Genomic DNA, 16,448 nt, shown 5'->3' with positions numbered 1-16,448 from the left:
TTACTTGACCGCGCCGGCGGCGATGCCGGCAATGAAATGGCGTTGCAGCAGCACGAACACGATCAGCATCGGCACCGTCAGCATTACCGCGCCCGCCATGATGCCGCCCCACGACACTTTGGTGAGGCCGATCAGCGTGCCGAGCGCCACCGGTGCGGTCATCGCGCCGGGCTGGCTGTTGATCAAAAGCGGCCAGAGATAATTGTTCCAGGACGCCAGGAACAGGATGATGCAAAGGGCGGCCAGCATCGGCCGCGCCAGCGGCAGCGCGATGAAGACGAAGATGCGCCACTCCTTCACGCCTTCGACGCGGGCGGCATCGAACAGGTCATCGGGCATCATGGAAAAGCTCTGGCGCATGAACAGCACGCCCAGCGAATTGAACAGCGGCGGCACGATCAACGCCACCCAGGTATTGGCGAGCTTGAAATCGCGCGCCACCATGATGAATTGCGGGATCAGCACCACCGCATAGGGAAGCGTGATGGTGCCCAGGATGATGGCGACGACCAAGCCCTTGCCGACGAACCGGTAACGCGCCAGCGCCCAGCCGGCCATCGACGTCAGCAGCACCGACAGAAAAGTGTAGGTGACCGCCACCGAGACGGAGATGAAAATCGCGCCGACAAAGTCGGTGTCGCGCTGCAGGTTGTTGAAATTGTCCACGAAATTGCCATGCGGCAGCAACTCGATGCCGGGGCTGAAGATGCCGTTGTCCGGCATGGTCGAGAACACGACCATCATCCACAGCGGAAACAGCCAGATCAGCGCCAGTGGCGTGAGAAAGAGATGCAGCAAAAGGCTGCGCTTCAGCCTGGCCGAGGCGAGCGAGCTCATTTCGGTTCCCTCGTCAGCCACAGTTGCACCAGCGTGATGGCGATCGCCAGCCCCGCCATGGTGTAGGCGACGGCCGAGGCGTAGCCGAAATTGAGCGACCGGAAGCCCTGGCGATAGAGCAGCAGGCCGAGCGTCTCGGTGCCGCCGCCAGGTCCGCCGCGTTCGGTGATCAGGAACGGCTCGGTGAACAGCTGCATGGTGCCGATGATCGACAGCACGGTGCAGAACACGATGACCGGCTTCAACAGCGGCAAGGTGATGAAGAAGAACTGCTTGAGCTTGCTGACCCGGTCGAGCGTCGCCGCCTCGTAGACGTCCTCGGGGATGGACTGCATGCCGGCCAGAAGGATGATGGCGTTGTAGCCGGCCCAGCGCCAGGTGACCGCGATCATGATCAGCGCCATGGCCGGGGTGACATTGGAGAACCAGTCGATCTTTGGCAGCCCGACGCTGTTCAGGAGCTTGTTGATGATGCCGAAATCGAGGTTGAACATCAGCCGGAACACCGCGGAGTAGGCGACCTCGCCGACCACCACGGGAGCGAAGAAGGCAAAGCGGTAAAGTCCCCTCGCCCTCAGGAGCGGCGAATTCAAAAGCACGGCCATCACCATCGCCAACGCGATCATCACGGGCACCTGGATGACGAGGATGAGCAGCGTGTTCTTCAGCGCATTGAAGAAGGCCGGATCGCCGATCAGCCGGCCCCAGTTGAAGCCGGGTGCAAAGCGCCATGGCACGGTGCGCGTCGCCTGGAACGAGATCAGGAACGAAGAGATGATCGGCCATACCCAGAAGACGGAGAAGATCAGCAAATAGGGCGCGAGGAAACGATAGGCCGTGGCGTTGCGGTTGCGCATCGTGCTCCTCCTTCTCTCGTCGGCGTTTCAAGCTGTGGTCCCGCGCGCAGCGGCAACCGGTTGGTCGGGACATGCGACATTTCACACGTCCCGCGAGGAAGCCCCGCGGGCCGCGGTCGGGTCCGGGCGGCGCATGCCTGCCCGGACCCCGTCTGGGAGGTTATGACTTGACCGGCAGCCCGGTCGCCGCCGCGATCTGGCCGGCGGCATCGTCGAGTGCCGCCTTGGCATCGGGATAGCCGCCGGCGAGATATTTGGTCTGCACCGCGCGCATGATGATTTCGGCATCGCTCTGGAACTGCGTGCCGCGGCTGGGGACGATCTTGGGCAGAGTGGCGAGGATGTCCTTCCACACCGCCTGGCCGCCCCAATAGGGCAGGCCTTCAGACACGTAGGGGTCGTTCAGCGCCGACACCAGCGAGGGAACGAGGCCGAACTCCTTCAGCATGGTGATCTGGCCCTCATTGGTTTCGAGCGTGTATTTCAGGTACTCGTAAGCCGCTTCCTTGTTCTTCGACCCGGAAGTGATGGCCAGCGACGACCCGCCGAGATTGGCGGCGCGTGGCCCGTCGGCGGTAAGGCTCGGCATCAGGTAGACGCCCCATTTGCCGTTTTCGCCGGCCGATTCGGTGCGGATTGTGCCTTCATACCAACCGCCATAGACCTGGGTGGCGACGGTGCCGGCGGTGTTGTTGGTGATCTTTGTGCCCCAGTCGGCCGACGAGATGACGCCGGCGTCCTTCATCTCCTTGATCTTGGCCAGCGTATCGATGCATTTCGGCTGGTTCACCGTGATCGACTGGCCATCCTCGGAGAAATAGCCGCAGCCCTGTTCATTGGAGATCATGCGGAAGAATTCGGTGTCGCCGTTGAAGTCGGCGTTGGTCATGGTGACGCCGGGATTGGCGGCCTGGATCTTCTTGCCGGCGGCAATGAAATCGTCCCAGGTCTTGATCGACGCCGGATCGACGCCGGCCTTTTCGTAGAAGTCGCGGCGGTAGAAGGCGGCGACAGGGCCGGAATCCCACGGCATTGCATAGGCCTTGTCGCCGACTTCGAGCTCGGTGCGCTTGAAATCGGGGAATTTCGCCTGGTCCTCGGCGCTGTAGCCCAGCGTGTGCAGGTCGACAAAGCAATCGGGAAACTGGCTCCAGTAATTCTCGGCCTCGCCGTTCTCGATGGTGACGACGTCAGGCAGGCCGACGCCGCCGGCGGCACATCCGGCGATCGACTTGTCATAGGTCGGCTGGTTGCCGAGATCCTGGACGGTGACCTTGATGTCAGGATGCCGCTTGTTGAAGCCGGCAATCGTCGCCTTCAGCGACGAGGCGGCGATGTTCCAGCTCCAGATGGTGATTTCGCCCGATTGCGCGAAGGCCGGGGCTGAACCCAAGGCAAGCGCGAGCGCGGCGCAGGACAGTGTGATGCGCATTGAAATCCTCCCATTTCATTTGCTCTCTCTGCGAGCCGGGCTAGACTATGCGGCGCGGAAGGCTTGTCCCCGACAAAGGGAATACGAAATTGGCGGAAAGTAAGATGCCGGACCGGCCGTTTTACCAGCCTGGCGCCAGCAGCGTGGAAGGAATGCCGCTGCTGTTGCAGATGTTCCACACCGCTCCCCTGGTGATGCTCAAGCCGCATTGGCATGCGCAGGTCGAGGTGAACTTCATCGTGCGCGGCAGCGTGCATTACCGCATGAACGACCACGAAATCTCGCTTTCGGCCGGTGAGATGTGTCTGTTCTGGGGCGGACTGCCGCACCAGATGGACGATTTGAGCGACGACGCCATCTATGCCGGCGCGCATCTGCCGCTGGTGCATTTCTTCCGGCTGCATCTGCCGGCTGACATACGTCACCGGCTGATGACGGGTGCCACGCTGGTGACCAGCGCTACCGATCAGTCCGACAACGATAATTTCGACCGCTGGAACCGCTACGCCCGCTCCGGCGACCCGGCCAGGGCGGAGCACGCCGTCAACGAACTGTTGCTGCGGCTCGAGCGGGTGCGGTTCGAGCCGTACAGGCTGGTGCCGGAAAATGCGGCCGGACAGGAAGCGGGCAGTCCGTTCGACCAGCAGTCGTCGCGCAATGTCGGGCGCATGTGCGATTTCATCGCCGAGAACTTCCTCTACGACATCGATTGCATGAACATAGCGGCGGCCGCCGACCTCCATCCCAAATACGCCATGAGCATCTTCAAGAAATCGACCGGCATGACACTCAACGAATATGTCAACCTGTTGCGGCTGAGCTATGCGCAGGCGCTGCTCATGCACCAGGATGCCAATGTGCTCAGGGTCGCGATGGATTCGGGCTTCGGTTCGCTCAGCGCCTTCAACAAGTCATTCCGGAAGCTCGCCGGCATGACACCTACGGATTTTCGCAAGGGATTGGCGGGCGCCAGATAGCGGCGGCGTGGCGCGGAAACCAGCGCATCGGGCGGCATTTCTTTTCCTGCCGGAAATCCACATCTGGGCGCTGGACAGGCCGGATTCCCATGCTATAACCCACGCGCTTTCAAGGGGACGCCCACGGCGCTTCCATGAAATCCGGAGCGCGAGTTTTCGTTAGCCGGAACAGGCCCAGATAGCTCAGTTGGTAGAGCAGCGGACTGAAAATCCGCGTGTCGGTGGTTCGAATCCGCCTCTGGGCACCATTTCACTTTCCCACCGCTTCTCACGACGTCTCACAAGCCAATATAATTCAATGACTTAGCCTATTTTGGCGGTTTATGGTGACCCACCGCGTACCGTTGCAACGCATCGGTTTGTGGGTAACGATTTGGGCGTTACCCACTACCCGGGAGGTCCGTTACCCATGTCTCTCTCCGACTTCGCCTGCAAGAACGCTAAGCCCAAAGACAAGCCGTATCGTCTTGCTGATGGCGACGGGCTTTATCTCCTCGTCCGGAACAACGGCTCCAAACTTTGGCAATTGCGGTATCGCTACCTGGAGAAGGAAAACATCCTCTCCTTTGGAAAATACCCGTTGGTGTCGCTTCTCGACGCGAGAGGAAAACGCGACGATGCCAAGAGACTGCTGATCGCCGGCATCAATCCCTCCGCTAAACGCAAGGAGGAGAAAACTGCAGCCATCACCGAAGCGCGCACGACCTTCGGCCTGATCGCCGAGGAGTACGTCACGCGGATGAAGGAACGAGACGCTGCGGCGGCCACCGTTACCAAAACCAAATGGCTCCTTGAGGATCTGGCCAGTCCGCTCGCCAAGCGTCCCATCAAAGAGATCACTGCGGCCGAAATTTTCCAGCTCCTCCAGAAGATCGAAAAGAGTGGTCGACGGGAGACGGCGCGGCGTTTGCGCGGCGTGATTGGCAGCGTCTTCCGGCTGGCCATTGTCACCTTACGGGCAGAGGCTGATCCGACCCTACACCTCCGGGGTGCTCTCCAGCCGCCGAAAGTCAATGGTCGTGCTGCGATCGTAGATGAAAAGAAATTTGCCCAGCTCCTCTTGACGATTGATGAGTACGACGGCTGGCCGACCATCAAAGCTGCCCTCCAGTTCCTCGCCCTCACCTGTGTTCGTCCCGGTGAGATACGGGGCGCCACACGTGACGAGTTCGACCGAAAGAAGGCCGTCTGGCATATTCCCGCCGAGCGAATGAAGATGCGTGCTCCGCACGACGTGCCACTGTCCAAACAGGCGCTTTTGGTCTTGGAAGAGGTCTGGCAGCTCTCGGAGGACGGGGGCTTGGTCTTTCCTTCGATCCGCTCCACCAAGCGGCCGCTTTCCGAGAACGCGATGAATGCCGCGCTGCGGCGTATGGGCTACGGAAAGGACGAAGTGACGGCCCATGGTTTCCGGGTGACTGCAAGCACGATCCTCAACGCCCGCAATTGCGATCCAGACGTAATTGAGGCGGTCCTGGCGCACCAAGACAAGAACGCCATCCGGCGGACCTACAACCGCGCGACCTATTGGAAGCAGCGGGTGACGCTGATGCAGGAGTGGGGAGATCTGCTAGACGCGCTAAAGGCGAACCATTAGTCTTAAACACATTCCATGATCGGATTGCTGTTTTCCGTGCTGGCGTTGATCGCTGCCGATATAGGTACTTGAGCCGTTCAACCGTGCGCCTCCAAGGCCGCGATGAGCTTGGTTGCTTCTTTCCGATGCCGCGCCACATCCGCACGGGTAGCAGCCCGGTTTAACCGGTAGGCCGGCAGATCGCCTGCAATCGCCTTCAGGTCGCGCAGAACGGACGCGATGTGCGGCCATGGGAAATCCGTCGGGTCGCCAATGTCCCGGTCGGCGCCAACAATCATTTCCAGTTTTGCCACGATACCCGCGAGAGATTGAGCCGCGACGTTGGGGATCGCATCCTGAAATCGGAGCGCCTCGGTCATCGCAAACACCTCGGCCTCGCGAACCACCGCATATTCCGATCCATCCTCTGACGCGGCCACCGAAGTTCGATGCGTTTTCGGTTCTCCAGCGGTCAATACCGGAATTCCGGGATTGACCATCATTTGCGTCTCCAGCCGCTGCTGCACCCGACGCAGCACCAGCGACACGTGCCGGGCGCGATGCCAGTCGGTCCACAAATTCAAAGCGGGATCGGGAGAGCTGCCGTTAGAGACTGCAATTCGGCGAAAACCATTCATTTCGGATGACCATTTGCGTTGACGACGGGGTTTCCCTCCATAGCATGCTGAATGACGAATAGGAACTATCGTTCCTGGAATGATCGTTCCATTCCCGAGTTATCTCTTGGGATGGACCTCAAGGAAACCTTGGCGATCAATTTACGGCGGGCCAGAAGCAGCCGACGTTTAACGCAAGAGGAACTGGCCGAGCGATCAGGTCTGAGCGCGCGCTACATTGGAGCGATTGAACGCGCTAGTGTGTCTGCCAGTGTCACGGTTCTCGGCCGCATTGCGGACGCCCTCGGGATGGAACCGGAAGCCCTAATCCGCACATCAAAGAAGGAGCGTTGAGGTAAGGCGCGCGCATAGCCGCATGCGAGCGCACCTTTAAGCAACACCGTAGCGAGCGGGCGGCGGTGCGCGTCGGCTTGGGGCTCATGTTGGTTGGTCGAAGATGGAGATGTGCGATCCAAGAACAGCCGTTGGTTCGCTCATGCCGAATAGCGGCTTCGCGCCTTAATGCCGGACATTTACATTCGGCTGGCCGCTGCTTGAAAGCGGACATTGCGTGCGCACCTCTACAGATGCCCGCACGACCGGTTGCTCCAACTGGAGGAGGGTTTCACGCGCGCCAAAGCCGTCTGATCTACTGAGCAACGGAACCATAAAAAAACTCGACCGTTACATTGTCCGCGCAACCACGACAGGGGTCATTGTGGACAGAGATGATGCGTCACCGATCTCTTCTGGGGTGGAAGGCCTCGATTACGTTCTTCGCGGAGGATACGCCAGATTTCGTTCTCACCTTGTGGAAGGAAGGCCTGGGTCGGGTAAAACAACGGTCGGTTTACAGTTCCTGATTGAGGGAGCCCGGAACGGCGAAAAGTGCCTTTATATTACACTCTCCGAAAGCAAGCGCGAATTGTTCTCCGTGGCCAGCCGGCATGGTTGGGATCTGAATGGCATCGAAGTGCTCGAATTGGTCCCCCCTGAGCTCAGCCTGGATCCGTCTCAGCTGCAGACGTTGGTACATTCCTCCGATCTAGAGTTGGGGGAAACAATCAAATTGGCCCTAGCCGAAATCGACCGGATGCGACCGGACCGGGTAATATTCGATTCCCTTTCAGAAATCCGCCTTCTGTCACAGGGGTCGCTGCGTTATCGACGCCAGGTTCTTGCGCTTAAAAGCTTCTTCTTGCTGAACAACGTCACCGTGCTCCTTCTTGATGACCTGACTGCCGGGCATGACGACCTCAATCTGCATTCGATCAGCCACGCTGTGATCCGAATGGAGCAGTTATCGCCTGTTTATGGTGGAGAGCGGCGCCGGCTTCGCGTGATTAAAATGCGCGGCGTTCAGATAAGGGGCGGATTCCACGATTTTGTTATCAGATCGGGCGGCGTGTTTGTATTTCCTCGCCTGGTGGCGTCAGAGCACGATGTGGCCAAGACGGGAACGCCCGTGACCAGCGAAAGCTCGCTCGATACTTTGGTCGGCGGGGGTTTGGAACGTGGCACAAGCACATTGCTGATGGGCCCGTCTGGCGTTGGCAAATCGACAATCGCTTGTACCTATTGTCATGCAGCCATGGCGCGCGGCGAACGCGTGCTGGTACTCCTGTTTGACGAGACAAAGCATATCTTCCTGGCTAGGGCTGCCGGCCTCGGCATGGATTTCGAGGCCTTCGCAGACGGTGGGATGCTTTTGCTCGAGCAAGTCGACCCAGCGGAGCTTTCGCCCGGTGAATTGTCGTCACGGATTCGGTCGGCCGTGGAACGGTCAGATGTCCGGATCGTCGTTATCGACAGTCTGACTGGCTACCTCAATGCCATGTCTGAGGAGCAGCACCTCGTGCTGCAGATGCATGAGATCCTGACCTATCTTAATCAGAAGGCGGTGGTCACCATCTTGCTTCTGGCCAATCATGGTCTGATTGGCCAAATGTCCGCACCTATCGATATGACGTACCTCTGCGATTCGGTCATGCTGCTGAGGTTTTTCGAAAGCGGCGGTCGCCTAAGGCGCGCCATCTCAGTGGTAAAGAAGCGTGTTGGACCTCACGAGGATACCATTCGAGAGTTCAGAATTGGTGGGGCAGGCGTAACGGTCGGAGAGCCGCTGGCAGATTTCAGAGGTATTTTGACGGGCGCGCCAGTCTTTGAGGGCAAGCAAGGCGACCTCCTTAACGACAAGTCATCATAGTGCCCTCTACGTATCAAGTGCTTGTTCTCGCGCCCGTGGGACGGGACGCACAAATCGCTGTCTCCATCCTGTCGCGGCACCAAATCCATTCGCACATTTGTCCTACCTTGGCCGAAGCACTTCCGCTCCTCGAGCACTCTCATTGCCTTGTCGTTGCCGAAGAGGCTCTTATCAACTCTGATCGGAACGAGTTCGCCGCGTGGTTGGAAAATCAGCCTGGATGGTCGGATTTTCCTGTCGTTTTGTTGACAATGCGCGGAACGGAGTTCGACAAGAGGCTGTCCTTTCTCGACCGGTATCTGATCGTATTGGAGAGACCCTTCCTGGCATCGAGCCTTGCCAATTCCGTCCGTTCGGCACTGCGAGCCCGATCGCGCCAGCTGGAGGTCAAGAAATATATCGAGGAGAAAGAGGAGGTCGCAGCCCGGCAGAATCTGCTTATTCGGGAACTACACCACCGGGTTAAAAACACTCTGTCAAATGTCCGCGCGATGATGGGAGCTACAGCCAAGTCGAGCGGTACAGTCGAGGAGTTCGTCAGCGACTTTTCGGCCAGAATTGTGTCGTTGGCCGACACTCATTCCCTGCTCACCGACGACTATTGGCAAACGGCATCGCTGCAGCAGATGCTGGAAGGGGAACTTCGACACTACGAGAACCAGAACAAACCTCGCATCATGGTCGCAGGGCCTAACGTGTTTCTAGTGGCTGATATAGCCATTCCGGTCGGCATGGCTTTTCATGAACTTGCCTCCAACTCCGCGAAATTTGGTGCGCTCTCGCGACCCAACGGGCGCCTCGATGTGCATTGGTCGGTTGCAAGATCGGCCGACACGCGCGTCGTCAACCTTGGCTGGCATGAACACGACGGGCCGACAGTCCAACCGCCCAAGCGACGAGGTTTTGGCACCACGTTGATCGAAAAGGTTCTCACTGTTCAATGTGATGCCAAAGTCAAATTAGACTATCGCCCCGCAGGCTTGGTTTTCACGATGGCTCTGCCGTTGAGAGACACGAGGCTGGTTCCTTCGTACTCCTGACCAAACGTAAGGGAAGTAGGCAGATGGCATTGGTGGTAGCGGGCTTGGCCCATCGCTGATATTGAGAACCCTGCCACCAGCGCAAGGTCTCCCGCATGACTTCAGATTCAGAAGATGCCGAAGCAGTCGAAAAATTGCTTGAGACACCTGATCTCGCCACTGCCTTGGAAAGCGAACAGTTCAAGAAGTTTCTCGACCAGGTGCCGATTGCCATCGCCGTCTCGGATCTGACGGTCAGCGAGCGCGTCGTCTACGCCAACCCGGAGTTCGAGAAGCTGTCAGGCCTCGAAGCGGCTTCTCTCACGCGAGAGAACTGGGGGGCACTTGTGGGGACGGGCCTTCGCCACCAGAAGGATCGATCGCTGGCGCACGCAGTTGTTGAAGGAACCGATTTTGTCGGCACTTTCCGGCTGGAGCGGGCCTCCGAGAAGCCACCGCTTGTAGACGTCTACTCAAACCTCATTGAGGACGACAACGGCAAGATCTGCTTTCGCTTGGTGGCGCTGGTCGATGTAACAGCCCACGGAGAAGCTGACGACGGATTGGCAGAAGTGCGCGTCCACCAAAAGGATACTCTGCTGCGTGAACTCCAGCACCGTGTCAAAAACAATCTTCAGATGATAACCGCCTTGATCCGCATGGAGACCCGCAACGCGACGGTCTCGGATCAAAAACGTTTCGAAAGGCTAGCGGGCCGAGTGGATGCGCTGGCAATCCTGTACCAGGCGCTTGCAGCTGAAGAGCAGAGGGACGAAGTCGATCTCGGCGTGTATCTAAGCCAGATCGCCTCCGCGGTTATGGCCTCTCATGCTGTCGAGGGTATTCGCTTGAATATGAAGGTCGACACCTATCCGGTTTCCATTGACGTTGCCATGCCAACTGGGCTCGTCGTGAATGAGCTTTTAACCAACTCGCTCAAACATGCGTTCGTAGGACGCGACGGTGGGACCATAACGCTGCACAGCATCGTCAACGGCGACGGATGTCGTGTCGTTATCGCCGATGATGGGGTGGGCCTTCCGGAGGGGGAAACGTGGCCCAAGCCGGGCAAGCTCGGGGCACTGATTGCACGCTCTCTGACTGAGAATGCAAAGGCGCAGTTCGACGTCCGCTCAAGTCCAAGAGAGGGAATGAAGGTCACCATAACTTTTAAAAGGTCGGCTGCCGCAAGCTGACACTGCTTTCTGGTGCTCCGGGTGTTGTCACCACCAGGCCGGTGCAGGCGCCCTCGCCCTCGCGCCGGTAGCTGTGGGGAACGCTCGAATCGAAATACATGGCGTCGCCGGCGTCGAGCAACGTCACCTCGCCGTCGACATCGACCGCCAGGCGGCCGGACAGCAGGTAGATGAACTCCGCGTTGCCGTGGCTGTGCGTCGGCGAGGGCGGCGCGCCGGCGGGAAACTCGGCATAAAACGCCTCCATGCGGCGGTCGGCCACAGGATAGTCCAGGCTCTCGAAAAAATAGGCGGGCGTCTCCTCGTCGGGCGGGCTGGGAAGCCTGAGACGCTCCTTCTTGCGCACCACAGCGACCAGCGGCTTCTCCTTGTCGGCGGTGAAGAAGTGATCGAGCCCGACGCCGAAAACCATGGCGATCCGGACCAGCGTCGGCAGCGTCGGAAACATCTGCCCGCGCTCGATCTTCGACAGCATGGCTGTGGAGAGCCCGGTATGGGCGGCAAGCTGCACCAGCCCGAGTTTTTTCCGCAGCCGCAACGCCCTGATGCGCGGGCCGACGCCGTATCGCTGGAGCTCGTTGGTGATGGTATCGGACAGCAATCCGCAAACTCCTTTTCGTCCTGCGAAACTATTCCAGCCGGATTTTCTTCACAAGATAATATAATCTACTGTAACGAAGATTTTACTGGTGAGAAAATGATTTCTCCCCAAAAGAAAGAGGTGCATTCGCATCGGCACGGTCACAAAACAGGAGCAAGGTTATGATTATGAAGATTTCGATATTGGCCGCGGCGTTCGCGCTGGCCACCAGCGTCAGCGCGCTCGCCTCGGGCAAGGACATCGTGGACACCGCCGTTGAGGCTGGCCAGTTCAAAACGCTCGCGGCCGCGCTGACAGCCGCAGGGCTCGTCGACACGCTGAAGGGAGCCGGTCCGTTCACCGTCTTCGCTCCCACCGACGAAGCCTTCGCCAAGCTGCCCGCCGGCACGGTGGAGAATTTGCTGAAGCCGGAGAACAAGCAGCAGCTCAAAGACATCCTGACCTACCACGTGGTCGCCGGAAAGGTGATGGCCGCGGATGTGGCGGGCCTCGATGAAGCCAAGTCCGTAAACGGCAAGATGATCGACGTCGAAGCCGCCGGCGGATCAGTCAAGGTGAACGGCGCCACCGTCACCACAGCCGACGTCGCGGCATCGAACGGTGTCATCCATATCATCGACACGGTGCTCCTGCCGCCTGCAGGCTGAGGTTCACCTCCAACTCTGGGGAAGACCATGAAGTTCATCAACATACTGACGCCCGTCCTGGTCATCGTGGGCGGGCTGAACTGGGGCCTGGTCGGACTGTTCGACTTCGACCTCGTGGCCGCGATCTTCGGCGCGGGCTCGATGCCCTCAAGGGTCGTCTACATCCTGGCCGGGCTCTCGGCGGCCTGGCAGATCGTGCCGCTGTTTGCCGTTATCGGTTCGGGTGAACTCGCAGCGGAGCGGAACCACTAGCCTGTGGAGGGGCCGCTTGACAGGCAGGCGGCTCCCTCCACCTTTTCCATATGGACGCATCCTCCATGCTCATGATGATCGCCTTCGGCGCCGCGAGCTTCGGCGCGGCAGCGACTGGCGCGATCTTTCGGCCGGGCGTCTGGTATAAACAGCTCGACAAGCCGCGATGGCGGCCGCCTGACTGGCTGTTCGCGCCGGTCTGGACGATGCTCTACGCGTCGATTGCCGTGTCGGGCTGGCTGGTCTGGCGAGCGGCCGGCATCGAAGGCGCAGCCCTGCCGCTCGCCGTTTTTGCATTGCAGCTCCTGCTCAACGCGGCCTGGACGCCGCTCTTCTTCGGACTGCGGCGGCCGGACCTGGCGCTGGTGGAGATCGCGATGCTGTGGGGCTCGATCGTCGCCACGATCGTGCTGTTTCATCCCGTCAGCGCTGCCGCGGCCTGGCTGCTGGTTCCCTACCTTGCCTGGGTGAGCTTCGCGTCGGCTCTCACCTTCTCCATCTGGCGGCGCAACCGCGCGACCTCCGCCGCGCAGGAGGTTCGATGAAGCCCCGCTGGATCGAGGTCAACGACCGCATGCAGCAGGGCTACCGCTACGCTATGGCCGCGCCGGCCGGGCGCGACTTCCATCCCGATTTCAGGCCCGACCTGACGCCGCCCGAAATGCTGGCGCTCGGCGTCTTTGGCGGTAAATACATGACCGACTGCTGCGGTGAATTTCCCGCAAGCTGGTTCGCCGAGGCCCGCCTGTCGGAACGCAAGGATCCGTCGCTCAACTACTTCGGCGTCGACGCCAGCCAGCCGCTCAGCGTCTGGCGGGCCAAGGGCTGGATACATCCAGACGATCCGCGCGGCTGGTTCCAGTGGTACTGCCGCTACTATGCGGGCCGGCGGATGCCGGGCGAGGACGAGCGGCAGATCGGCCGCTGGAAGGCCCTTCGCCGCCACATCGCCCAGCTTCGCCGCGCGTGCGAGCCCGGCGATGTCTGGTGCCGCCCGCGCCAGCGCCAGGCCTTGTTGCACTGGGCGTACGACAGTCGACTGATGTAAAAGGTCGTGGCGACATCGATGGTGTGCGTTAACTCAACGCGAGCCCGTGTTTAGCGCCAAACCTGCTGGTGCGCCGCCGGAGAAGAGGTCAGATACACATCCGCTATCTTGATACTCTGCACCGGAAGCCGACCGACGGCTTACGTGAAGATCCTATCGGGATGGAAGGCGACCCGCGCTCTGCCAGAGTGAAGTTGCCAAACATCACCTGGAGGTCAGCATGCAAGCCAACACCACCAAAGCCCCGGCCGCTATCCGCGTCGATCTTGCCGCAATATTTGTCTCGTTAGAACTGTCTCGTTCAAAATGGCTCGTGACTTCGCTTTCGCCAGGTGGGGGCGAGAGAATGTCGAGACACCTCGTGTCTGGGGGCGACATTCCGGGTTTGCTCGATCACGTCGCAGAGCTGCAACGAAAGGCGGAAGTGCGGACTGGGCAGAGCTTCCGGGTCATATCAATCCAGGAAGCTGGTCTGGATGGATTCTGGATACATCGTGTCCTCGAACGCGAAGGCATCGAGAGTTATGTCGTGGACCCGGCATCCATTGCCACATCGCGTCGCCGCCGGCGGGCCAAGACCGACAGGATTGACGGGGAAGCACTGGTTCGAGCGTTGTTGGCCTACAACCGCGGCGAGCCTCGGGTTTGCGCGATGTTGCGAGTGCCAACGCCGGAGGAGGAAGACCGTCGCCGGTTGGTGCGGGAGCGGAAGGCGCTGACGAACGAGCGGATCAGGCACGTCAACAGGATAAAGGGCCTTTTGTTCAGCCAAGGTGTATCCGGATACGAACCACTGAAAGAAGATCGACGCAAACGCCTCGACGCGCTCATTACCGGAGATGGGCGTCCACTGCCGCCAGCACTCAAGGCGCAGATCAGCCGCGAACTTGATCGCATTGAGTTGCTGATCCAGCAGATCAAGGATGTTGAAGAGGCCCGCGACGCCATGCTCGTCGCGGCAGATGTGCCAACACCGGCCTTGCTGCTCAGCCTCAAAGGAATTGGTCCTGAGTTCGCGGCCGTCCTGTGGTCCGAGGGATTATCGCGCAAGTTCGACAATCGACGACAGGTTGCCGCCTACGCTGGTTTGGTGCCAACGCCCTGGCAAAGTGGGCAGATTAATTGCGAGCAGGGAGTCTCGAAGTCCGGCAATCCCAGGCTCCGGTCGACACTTGTCCAGGTTGCGTGGCTGTGGGTGCGCCATCAACCCAATTCCGCGCTCAGTCAGTGGTTCAGGGCGCGAGTCACCCAAAATGGTGGCCGGTACAAGAAGACGGCGATCATCGCCCTCGCTCGGAAACTGCTTGTTGCGCTGTGGAAATACGTGAACGCCGGCGTCGTCATAGAAGGAGCTCTCCTGACGAAACCATCAGCGTAGACGCCAATCGACCATAACAATCTCCAGGACCGATCAGGCCTGGCAGATCCTCGGTAGACGAACCGACGAAACTCATGGCCTCAAACAGCCGCCGCTGAAGAATGGTTTCGTCTCTTGGGTCCGAATCCGCCGCAAGCGGGATTATGGAACAGGTGCATGCGCCCTGACCGAATATAAGGTGGACTGGGTTCGTTCGCGAACCGCGTCACGCAAACGGACTCATCGAATGGATCTACGGATTGCCCCGGAGGTACAACAATGTCGACGTGATGCCGTTTGTAGTTGACCATCCCCATATAAGAGTTTCGGGCGCCGGCAGGCGTACGAAAGTCTCCGAAGAAGGAACCCGCGAGCCACAGGTGACTGCTATGGAGATTTCGATTTGCGGCGGATGTCGGCGATGGCGCAATCGCCGCGGGGAAGCGCCGGGTTTGATGCGAACGGCCCGCTTCGTTGCGCTTCCGCGCGGTATTGCCGACCCGGCACGCGGTTGGGTGCGGCCCTGTCGGGGTCGTTGATCACCATGGACACGCGTGGGTCCGTTGCCGGAGGCTGAGTGCCTGCGGCTGAAGGCTGGAGCATGCCATGCCTGGTCATGGAGAGTTCTCCCGGTTCGTCGCCGTGGTGTCCGGCGGTCCGCGCGGCTGTCGCCACCGTTCGAACGTCTCGATGATGATCATGCTTCCGCCGCAGCACCGGCATGGCGGACGGAAGTCAGTCGGTTCTACTGAGTTGTCGTCCTCCGACGGCGCAGCGACGTTCAGCAGTTCGCGGGCGCGTGCGAGGCTGGTTTTGCGAGCAGAGCCGGCGAGCAGGCCGTAGTGCCGGATGCGGTGGAAGCCACGTGGCAGGATGTGGAGCAGGAATCGGCGGATGAACTCGTCGGTGGCGAGCGTCATGACCTGCTGCCGATCGGCGCCGTCGCGGCGGTAGTCCTTGTAGCGGAAGGTGACGCCGTCCTCGTCGAAACGGATGAGGCGCCGGTTCGAGATCGCGACCCGGTGCGTGTAGCGCGACAGGTAGGCGAGCACCGCTTCCGGTCCCGCGAACGGCGCCTTGGCGTACACGACCCAGCGCTTCTTGCGGACCGGCGACAGGTGCCGCACGAATGCCTGCCGCACGGACAGGTGCGCCATCGATCCGAAGAAGGCGAGCCGTCCTGCGTCGTGCAGCGCGACCAACCGGGAGAGGAACAGGCGGCGGAACAGCTTGCCGAGCACGCGCACCGGCAGCAGGAAGGCCGGACGCGACGATATCCACCGGCTTCCGTCCGGCGAGATGCCACCGCCCGGCACGATCATGTGCACGTGCGGATGGTGTGTCATCGCCGAGCCCCAGGTATGGAGCACCGCGGTGATGCCGATGCGCGCGCCGAGATGCTTCGGATCTGCCGCGATCGTCAGCATCGTCTCCGATGCCGCCTTGAACAGCAGGTCGTAGACCGCCGCCTTGTTTTGGAAGGCGATGTCGGCGACCTCGGCGGGCAGGGTGAAGACAACGTGGAAGTAGCCGACCGGCAGCAGGTCGGCCTCGCGCTCGGCCAACCATGTCCGCGCCGCGGCACCCTGGCACTTCGGACAGTGCCGGTTGCGGCAGGAGTTGTAGGCGACGCGCCATTGGCCGCAGTCCTCGCAAGCCTCGACGTGACCGCCAAGGGCCGCGGTGCGGCAATACTCGATCGCCGACATGACCTTGAGCTGGGCGAGGCTCAGGTGACCTGCATGGGCAGCCCGGTAGGCGGGCCCGGCAGTGCGGAAGATGTCGGCAACCTCAATCGAGGCGCGCACGCTCAGCCGTCGGGCGAG

At 60.4% G+C, this 16,448-nt stretch carries 17 protein-coding genes and 1 tRNA gene; 12 read left to right on the top strand and 6 right to left on the bottom strand.

Going from position 1 to position 16,448, the window contains the following annotated elements; translation table 11 throughout:
• The 3 genes from FJ490_RS31590 to FJ490_RS31580 all read right to left on the bottom strand — a co-directional run bounded on the left by FJ490_RS31590 (window position 1) and on the right by FJ490_RS31580 (window position 3,126).
• Entirely contained in the window at window positions 1-837 is an 837-nt protein-coding gene (locus FJ490_RS31590) for a carbohydrate ABC transporter permease (RefSeq protein WP_140513329.1), read from the bottom strand.
• Complete coding sequence (locus FJ490_RS31585) at window positions 834-1,694, bottom strand: sugar ABC transporter permease (RefSeq protein ID WP_140525552.1); 861 nt, start codon at window positions 1,692-1,694, stop codon at window positions 834-836. Before FJ490_RS31585 ends, FJ490_RS31590 begins: the two co-directional genes overlap by 4 nt.
• Before the next feature lie 160 nt (window positions 1,695-1,854).
• The gene (locus tag FJ490_RS31580; protein WP_140658424.1) at window positions 1,855-3,126 is read right to left on the bottom strand and encodes an extracellular solute-binding protein; all 1,272 of its coding nucleotides are present in this window, start codon (window positions 3,124-3,126) and stop codon (window positions 1,855-1,857) included.
• A 104-nt stretch (window positions 3,127-3,230) separates the two neighbouring features.
• Between FJ490_RS31580 and FJ490_RS31575 the strand changes: the two genes are divergently transcribed.
• From FJ490_RS31575 to FJ490_RS31565, 3 genes are all read left to right on the top strand, one after another.
• Window positions 3,231-4,103 carry a helix-turn-helix domain-containing protein gene (locus FJ490_RS31575; protein WP_140501013.1) on the top strand — a complete coding sequence of 291 codons (873 nt, stop codon included), beginning with the start codon at window positions 3,231-3,233 and terminating at the stop codon, window positions 4,101-4,103.
• Between the two features lie 172 nt (window positions 4,104-4,275).
• Window positions 4,276-4,351: transfer RNA gene (locus FJ490_RS31570), tRNA-Phe, on the top strand.
• Between the two features lie 161 nt (window positions 4,352-4,512).
• Complete coding sequence (locus FJ490_RS31565) at window positions 4,513-5,700, top strand: integrase arm-type DNA-binding domain-containing protein (RefSeq protein ID WP_140729620.1); 1,188 nt, start codon at window positions 4,513-4,515, stop codon at window positions 5,698-5,700.
• A gap of 77 nt (window positions 5,701-5,777) precedes the next feature.
• On the opposite strand, the gene FJ490_RS31560 is transcribed toward FJ490_RS31565, so the two are convergent.
• Entirely contained in the window at window positions 5,778-6,317 is a 540-nt protein-coding gene (locus FJ490_RS31560) for a hypothetical protein (RefSeq protein WP_224680549.1), read from the bottom strand.
• Window positions 6,318-6,428: 111 nt separating this feature from the next.
• Here FJ490_RS31560 and FJ490_RS31555 point away from each other — a divergent pair, with 111 nt between their 5' ends.
• The 4 genes from FJ490_RS31555 (at window position 6,429) to FJ490_RS31540 (ending at window position 10,717) form a co-directional block, all read left to right on the top strand.
• Window positions 6,429-6,650 (top strand): helix-turn-helix transcriptional regulator, encoded by a 222-nt coding sequence (locus FJ490_RS31555; RefSeq protein WP_140729632.1) that lies wholly within the window; start codon window positions 6,429-6,431, stop codon window positions 6,648-6,650.
• Between the two features lie 364 nt (window positions 6,651-7,014).
• The gene (locus tag FJ490_RS31550; protein WP_140729621.1) at window positions 7,015-8,502 is read left to right on the top strand and encodes an ATPase domain-containing protein; all 1,488 of its coding nucleotides are present in this window, start codon (window positions 7,015-7,017) and stop codon (window positions 8,500-8,502) included.
• A complete protein-coding gene (locus FJ490_RS31545) occupies window positions 8,499-9,542 on the top strand; it encodes a sensor histidine kinase (RefSeq protein ID WP_140729622.1) in 1,044 nt (347 codons plus the stop codon). The genes FJ490_RS31550 and FJ490_RS31545 overlap by 4 nt, the downstream gene beginning before the upstream one ends.
• Before the next feature lie 95 nt (window positions 9,543-9,637).
• On the top strand, window positions 9,638-10,717 hold the full coding sequence (locus FJ490_RS31540) for a histidine kinase dimerization/phosphoacceptor domain -containing protein (protein ID WP_140729623.1): 1,080 nt from the start codon (window positions 9,638-9,640) through the stop codon (window positions 10,715-10,717).
• Here FJ490_RS31540 and FJ490_RS31535 read toward each other — a convergent pair.
• A complete protein-coding gene (locus FJ490_RS31535; RefSeq protein ID WP_140729624.1) occupies window positions 10,692-11,318 on the bottom strand; it encodes an XRE family transcriptional regulator in 627 nt (208 codons plus the stop codon). The genes FJ490_RS31540 and FJ490_RS31535 overlap by 26 nt on opposite strands.
• 167 nt (window positions 11,319-11,485) lie before the next feature.
• On the opposite strand from FJ490_RS31535, the gene FJ490_RS31530 reads away from it, so the two are divergent.
• The 5 genes from FJ490_RS31530 to FJ490_RS31510 all read left to right on the top strand — a co-directional run bounded on the left by FJ490_RS31530 (window position 11,486) and on the right by FJ490_RS31510 (window position 14,643).
• Window positions 11,486-11,965 (top strand): fasciclin domain-containing protein, encoded by a 480-nt coding sequence (locus tag FJ490_RS31530; protein ID WP_140729625.1) that lies wholly within the window; start codon window positions 11,486-11,488, stop codon window positions 11,963-11,965.
• Window positions 11,966-11,992: 27 nt separating this feature from the next.
• The gene (locus FJ490_RS31525) at window positions 11,993-12,217 is read left to right on the top strand and encodes a DUF378 domain-containing protein (protein ID WP_140729626.1); all 225 of its coding nucleotides are present in this window, start codon (window positions 11,993-11,995) and stop codon (window positions 12,215-12,217) included.
• A gap of 50 nt (window positions 12,218-12,267) precedes the next feature.
• Window positions 12,268-12,762 (top strand): TspO/MBR family protein, encoded by a 495-nt coding sequence (locus FJ490_RS31520; RefSeq protein ID WP_140729627.1) that lies wholly within the window; start codon window positions 12,268-12,270, stop codon window positions 12,760-12,762.
• Entirely contained in the window at window positions 12,759-13,265 is a 507-nt protein-coding gene (locus tag FJ490_RS31515) for a hypothetical protein (protein ID WP_140729628.1), read from the top strand. The genes FJ490_RS31520 and FJ490_RS31515 overlap by 4 nt, the downstream gene beginning before the upstream one ends.
• A gap of 220 nt (window positions 13,266-13,485) precedes the next feature.
• Window positions 13,486-14,643: an IS110 family transposase gene (locus tag FJ490_RS31510; protein WP_140729629.1), complete on the top strand. Its 1,158-nt coding sequence runs from the start codon at window positions 13,486-13,488 to the stop codon at window positions 14,641-14,643.
• Between the two features lie 593 nt (window positions 14,644-15,236).
• Here FJ490_RS31510 and FJ490_RS31500 read toward each other — a convergent pair.
• Entirely contained in the window at window positions 15,237-16,430 is a 1,194-nt protein-coding gene (locus FJ490_RS31500) for an IS91 family transposase (protein ID WP_140729633.1), read from the bottom strand.
• Window positions 16,431-16,448: the final 18 nt, after the last annotated feature.

The organism is Mesorhizobium sp. B2-5-11, assembly GCF_006440835.1.
In the GTDB taxonomy this organism is placed as follows: domain Bacteria; phylum Pseudomonadota; class Alphaproteobacteria; order Rhizobiales; family Rhizobiaceae; genus Mesorhizobium.
Note: the sequence above shows the minus strand (reverse complement) of the source record. Positions and strands in the feature narration are given on the sequence as shown.

What these genes read in the sequence shown, in the direction of transcription:
- FJ490_RS31590 (WP_140513329.1), bottom strand. Translation starts at nt 837, where the DNA reads ATGAGCTCGCTCGCCTCGGCCAGGCTGAAGCGCAGCCTTTTGCTGCAT.
- FJ490_RS31585 (WP_140525552.1), bottom strand. Translation starts at nt 1,694, where the DNA reads ATGCGCAACCGCAACGCCACGGCCTATCGTTTCCTCGCGCCCTATTTG.
- FJ490_RS31580 (WP_140658424.1), bottom strand. Translation starts at nt 3,126, where the DNA reads ATGCGCATCACACTGTCCTGCGCCGCGCTCGCGCTTGCCTTGGGTTCA.
- FJ490_RS31575 (WP_140501013.1), top strand. Translation starts at nt 3,231, where the DNA reads ATGCCGGACCGGCCGTTTTACCAGCCTGGCGCCAGCAGCGTGGAAGGA.
- FJ490_RS31565 (WP_140729620.1), top strand. Translation starts at nt 4,513, where the DNA reads ATGTCTCTCTCCGACTTCGCCTGCAAGAACGCTAAGCCCAAAGACAAG.
- FJ490_RS31560 (WP_224680549.1), bottom strand. Translation starts at nt 6,317, where the DNA reads ATGAATGGTTTTCGCCGAATTGCAGTCTCTAACGGCAGCTCTCCCGAT.
- FJ490_RS31555 (WP_140729632.1), top strand. Translation starts at nt 6,429, where the DNA reads ATGGACCTCAAGGAAACCTTGGCGATCAATTTACGGCGGGCCAGAAGC.
- FJ490_RS31540 (WP_140729623.1), top strand. Translation starts at nt 9,638, where the DNA reads ATGACTTCAGATTCAGAAGATGCCGAAGCAGTCGAAAAATTGCTTGAG.
- FJ490_RS31530 (WP_140729625.1), top strand. Translation starts at nt 11,486, where the DNA reads ATGAAGATTTCGATATTGGCCGCGGCGTTCGCGCTGGCCACCAGCGTC.
- FJ490_RS31525 (WP_140729626.1), top strand. Translation starts at nt 11,993, where the DNA reads ATGAAGTTCATCAACATACTGACGCCCGTCCTGGTCATCGTGGGCGGG.
- FJ490_RS31520 (WP_140729627.1), top strand. Translation starts at nt 12,268, where the DNA reads ATGGACGCATCCTCCATGCTCATGATGATCGCCTTCGGCGCCGCGAGC.
- FJ490_RS31515 (WP_140729628.1), top strand. Translation starts at nt 12,759, where the DNA reads ATGAAGCCCCGCTGGATCGAGGTCAACGACCGCATGCAGCAGGGCTAC.
- FJ490_RS31510 (WP_140729629.1), top strand. Translation starts at nt 13,486, where the DNA reads ATGCAAGCCAACACCACCAAAGCCCCGGCCGCTATCCGCGTCGATCTT.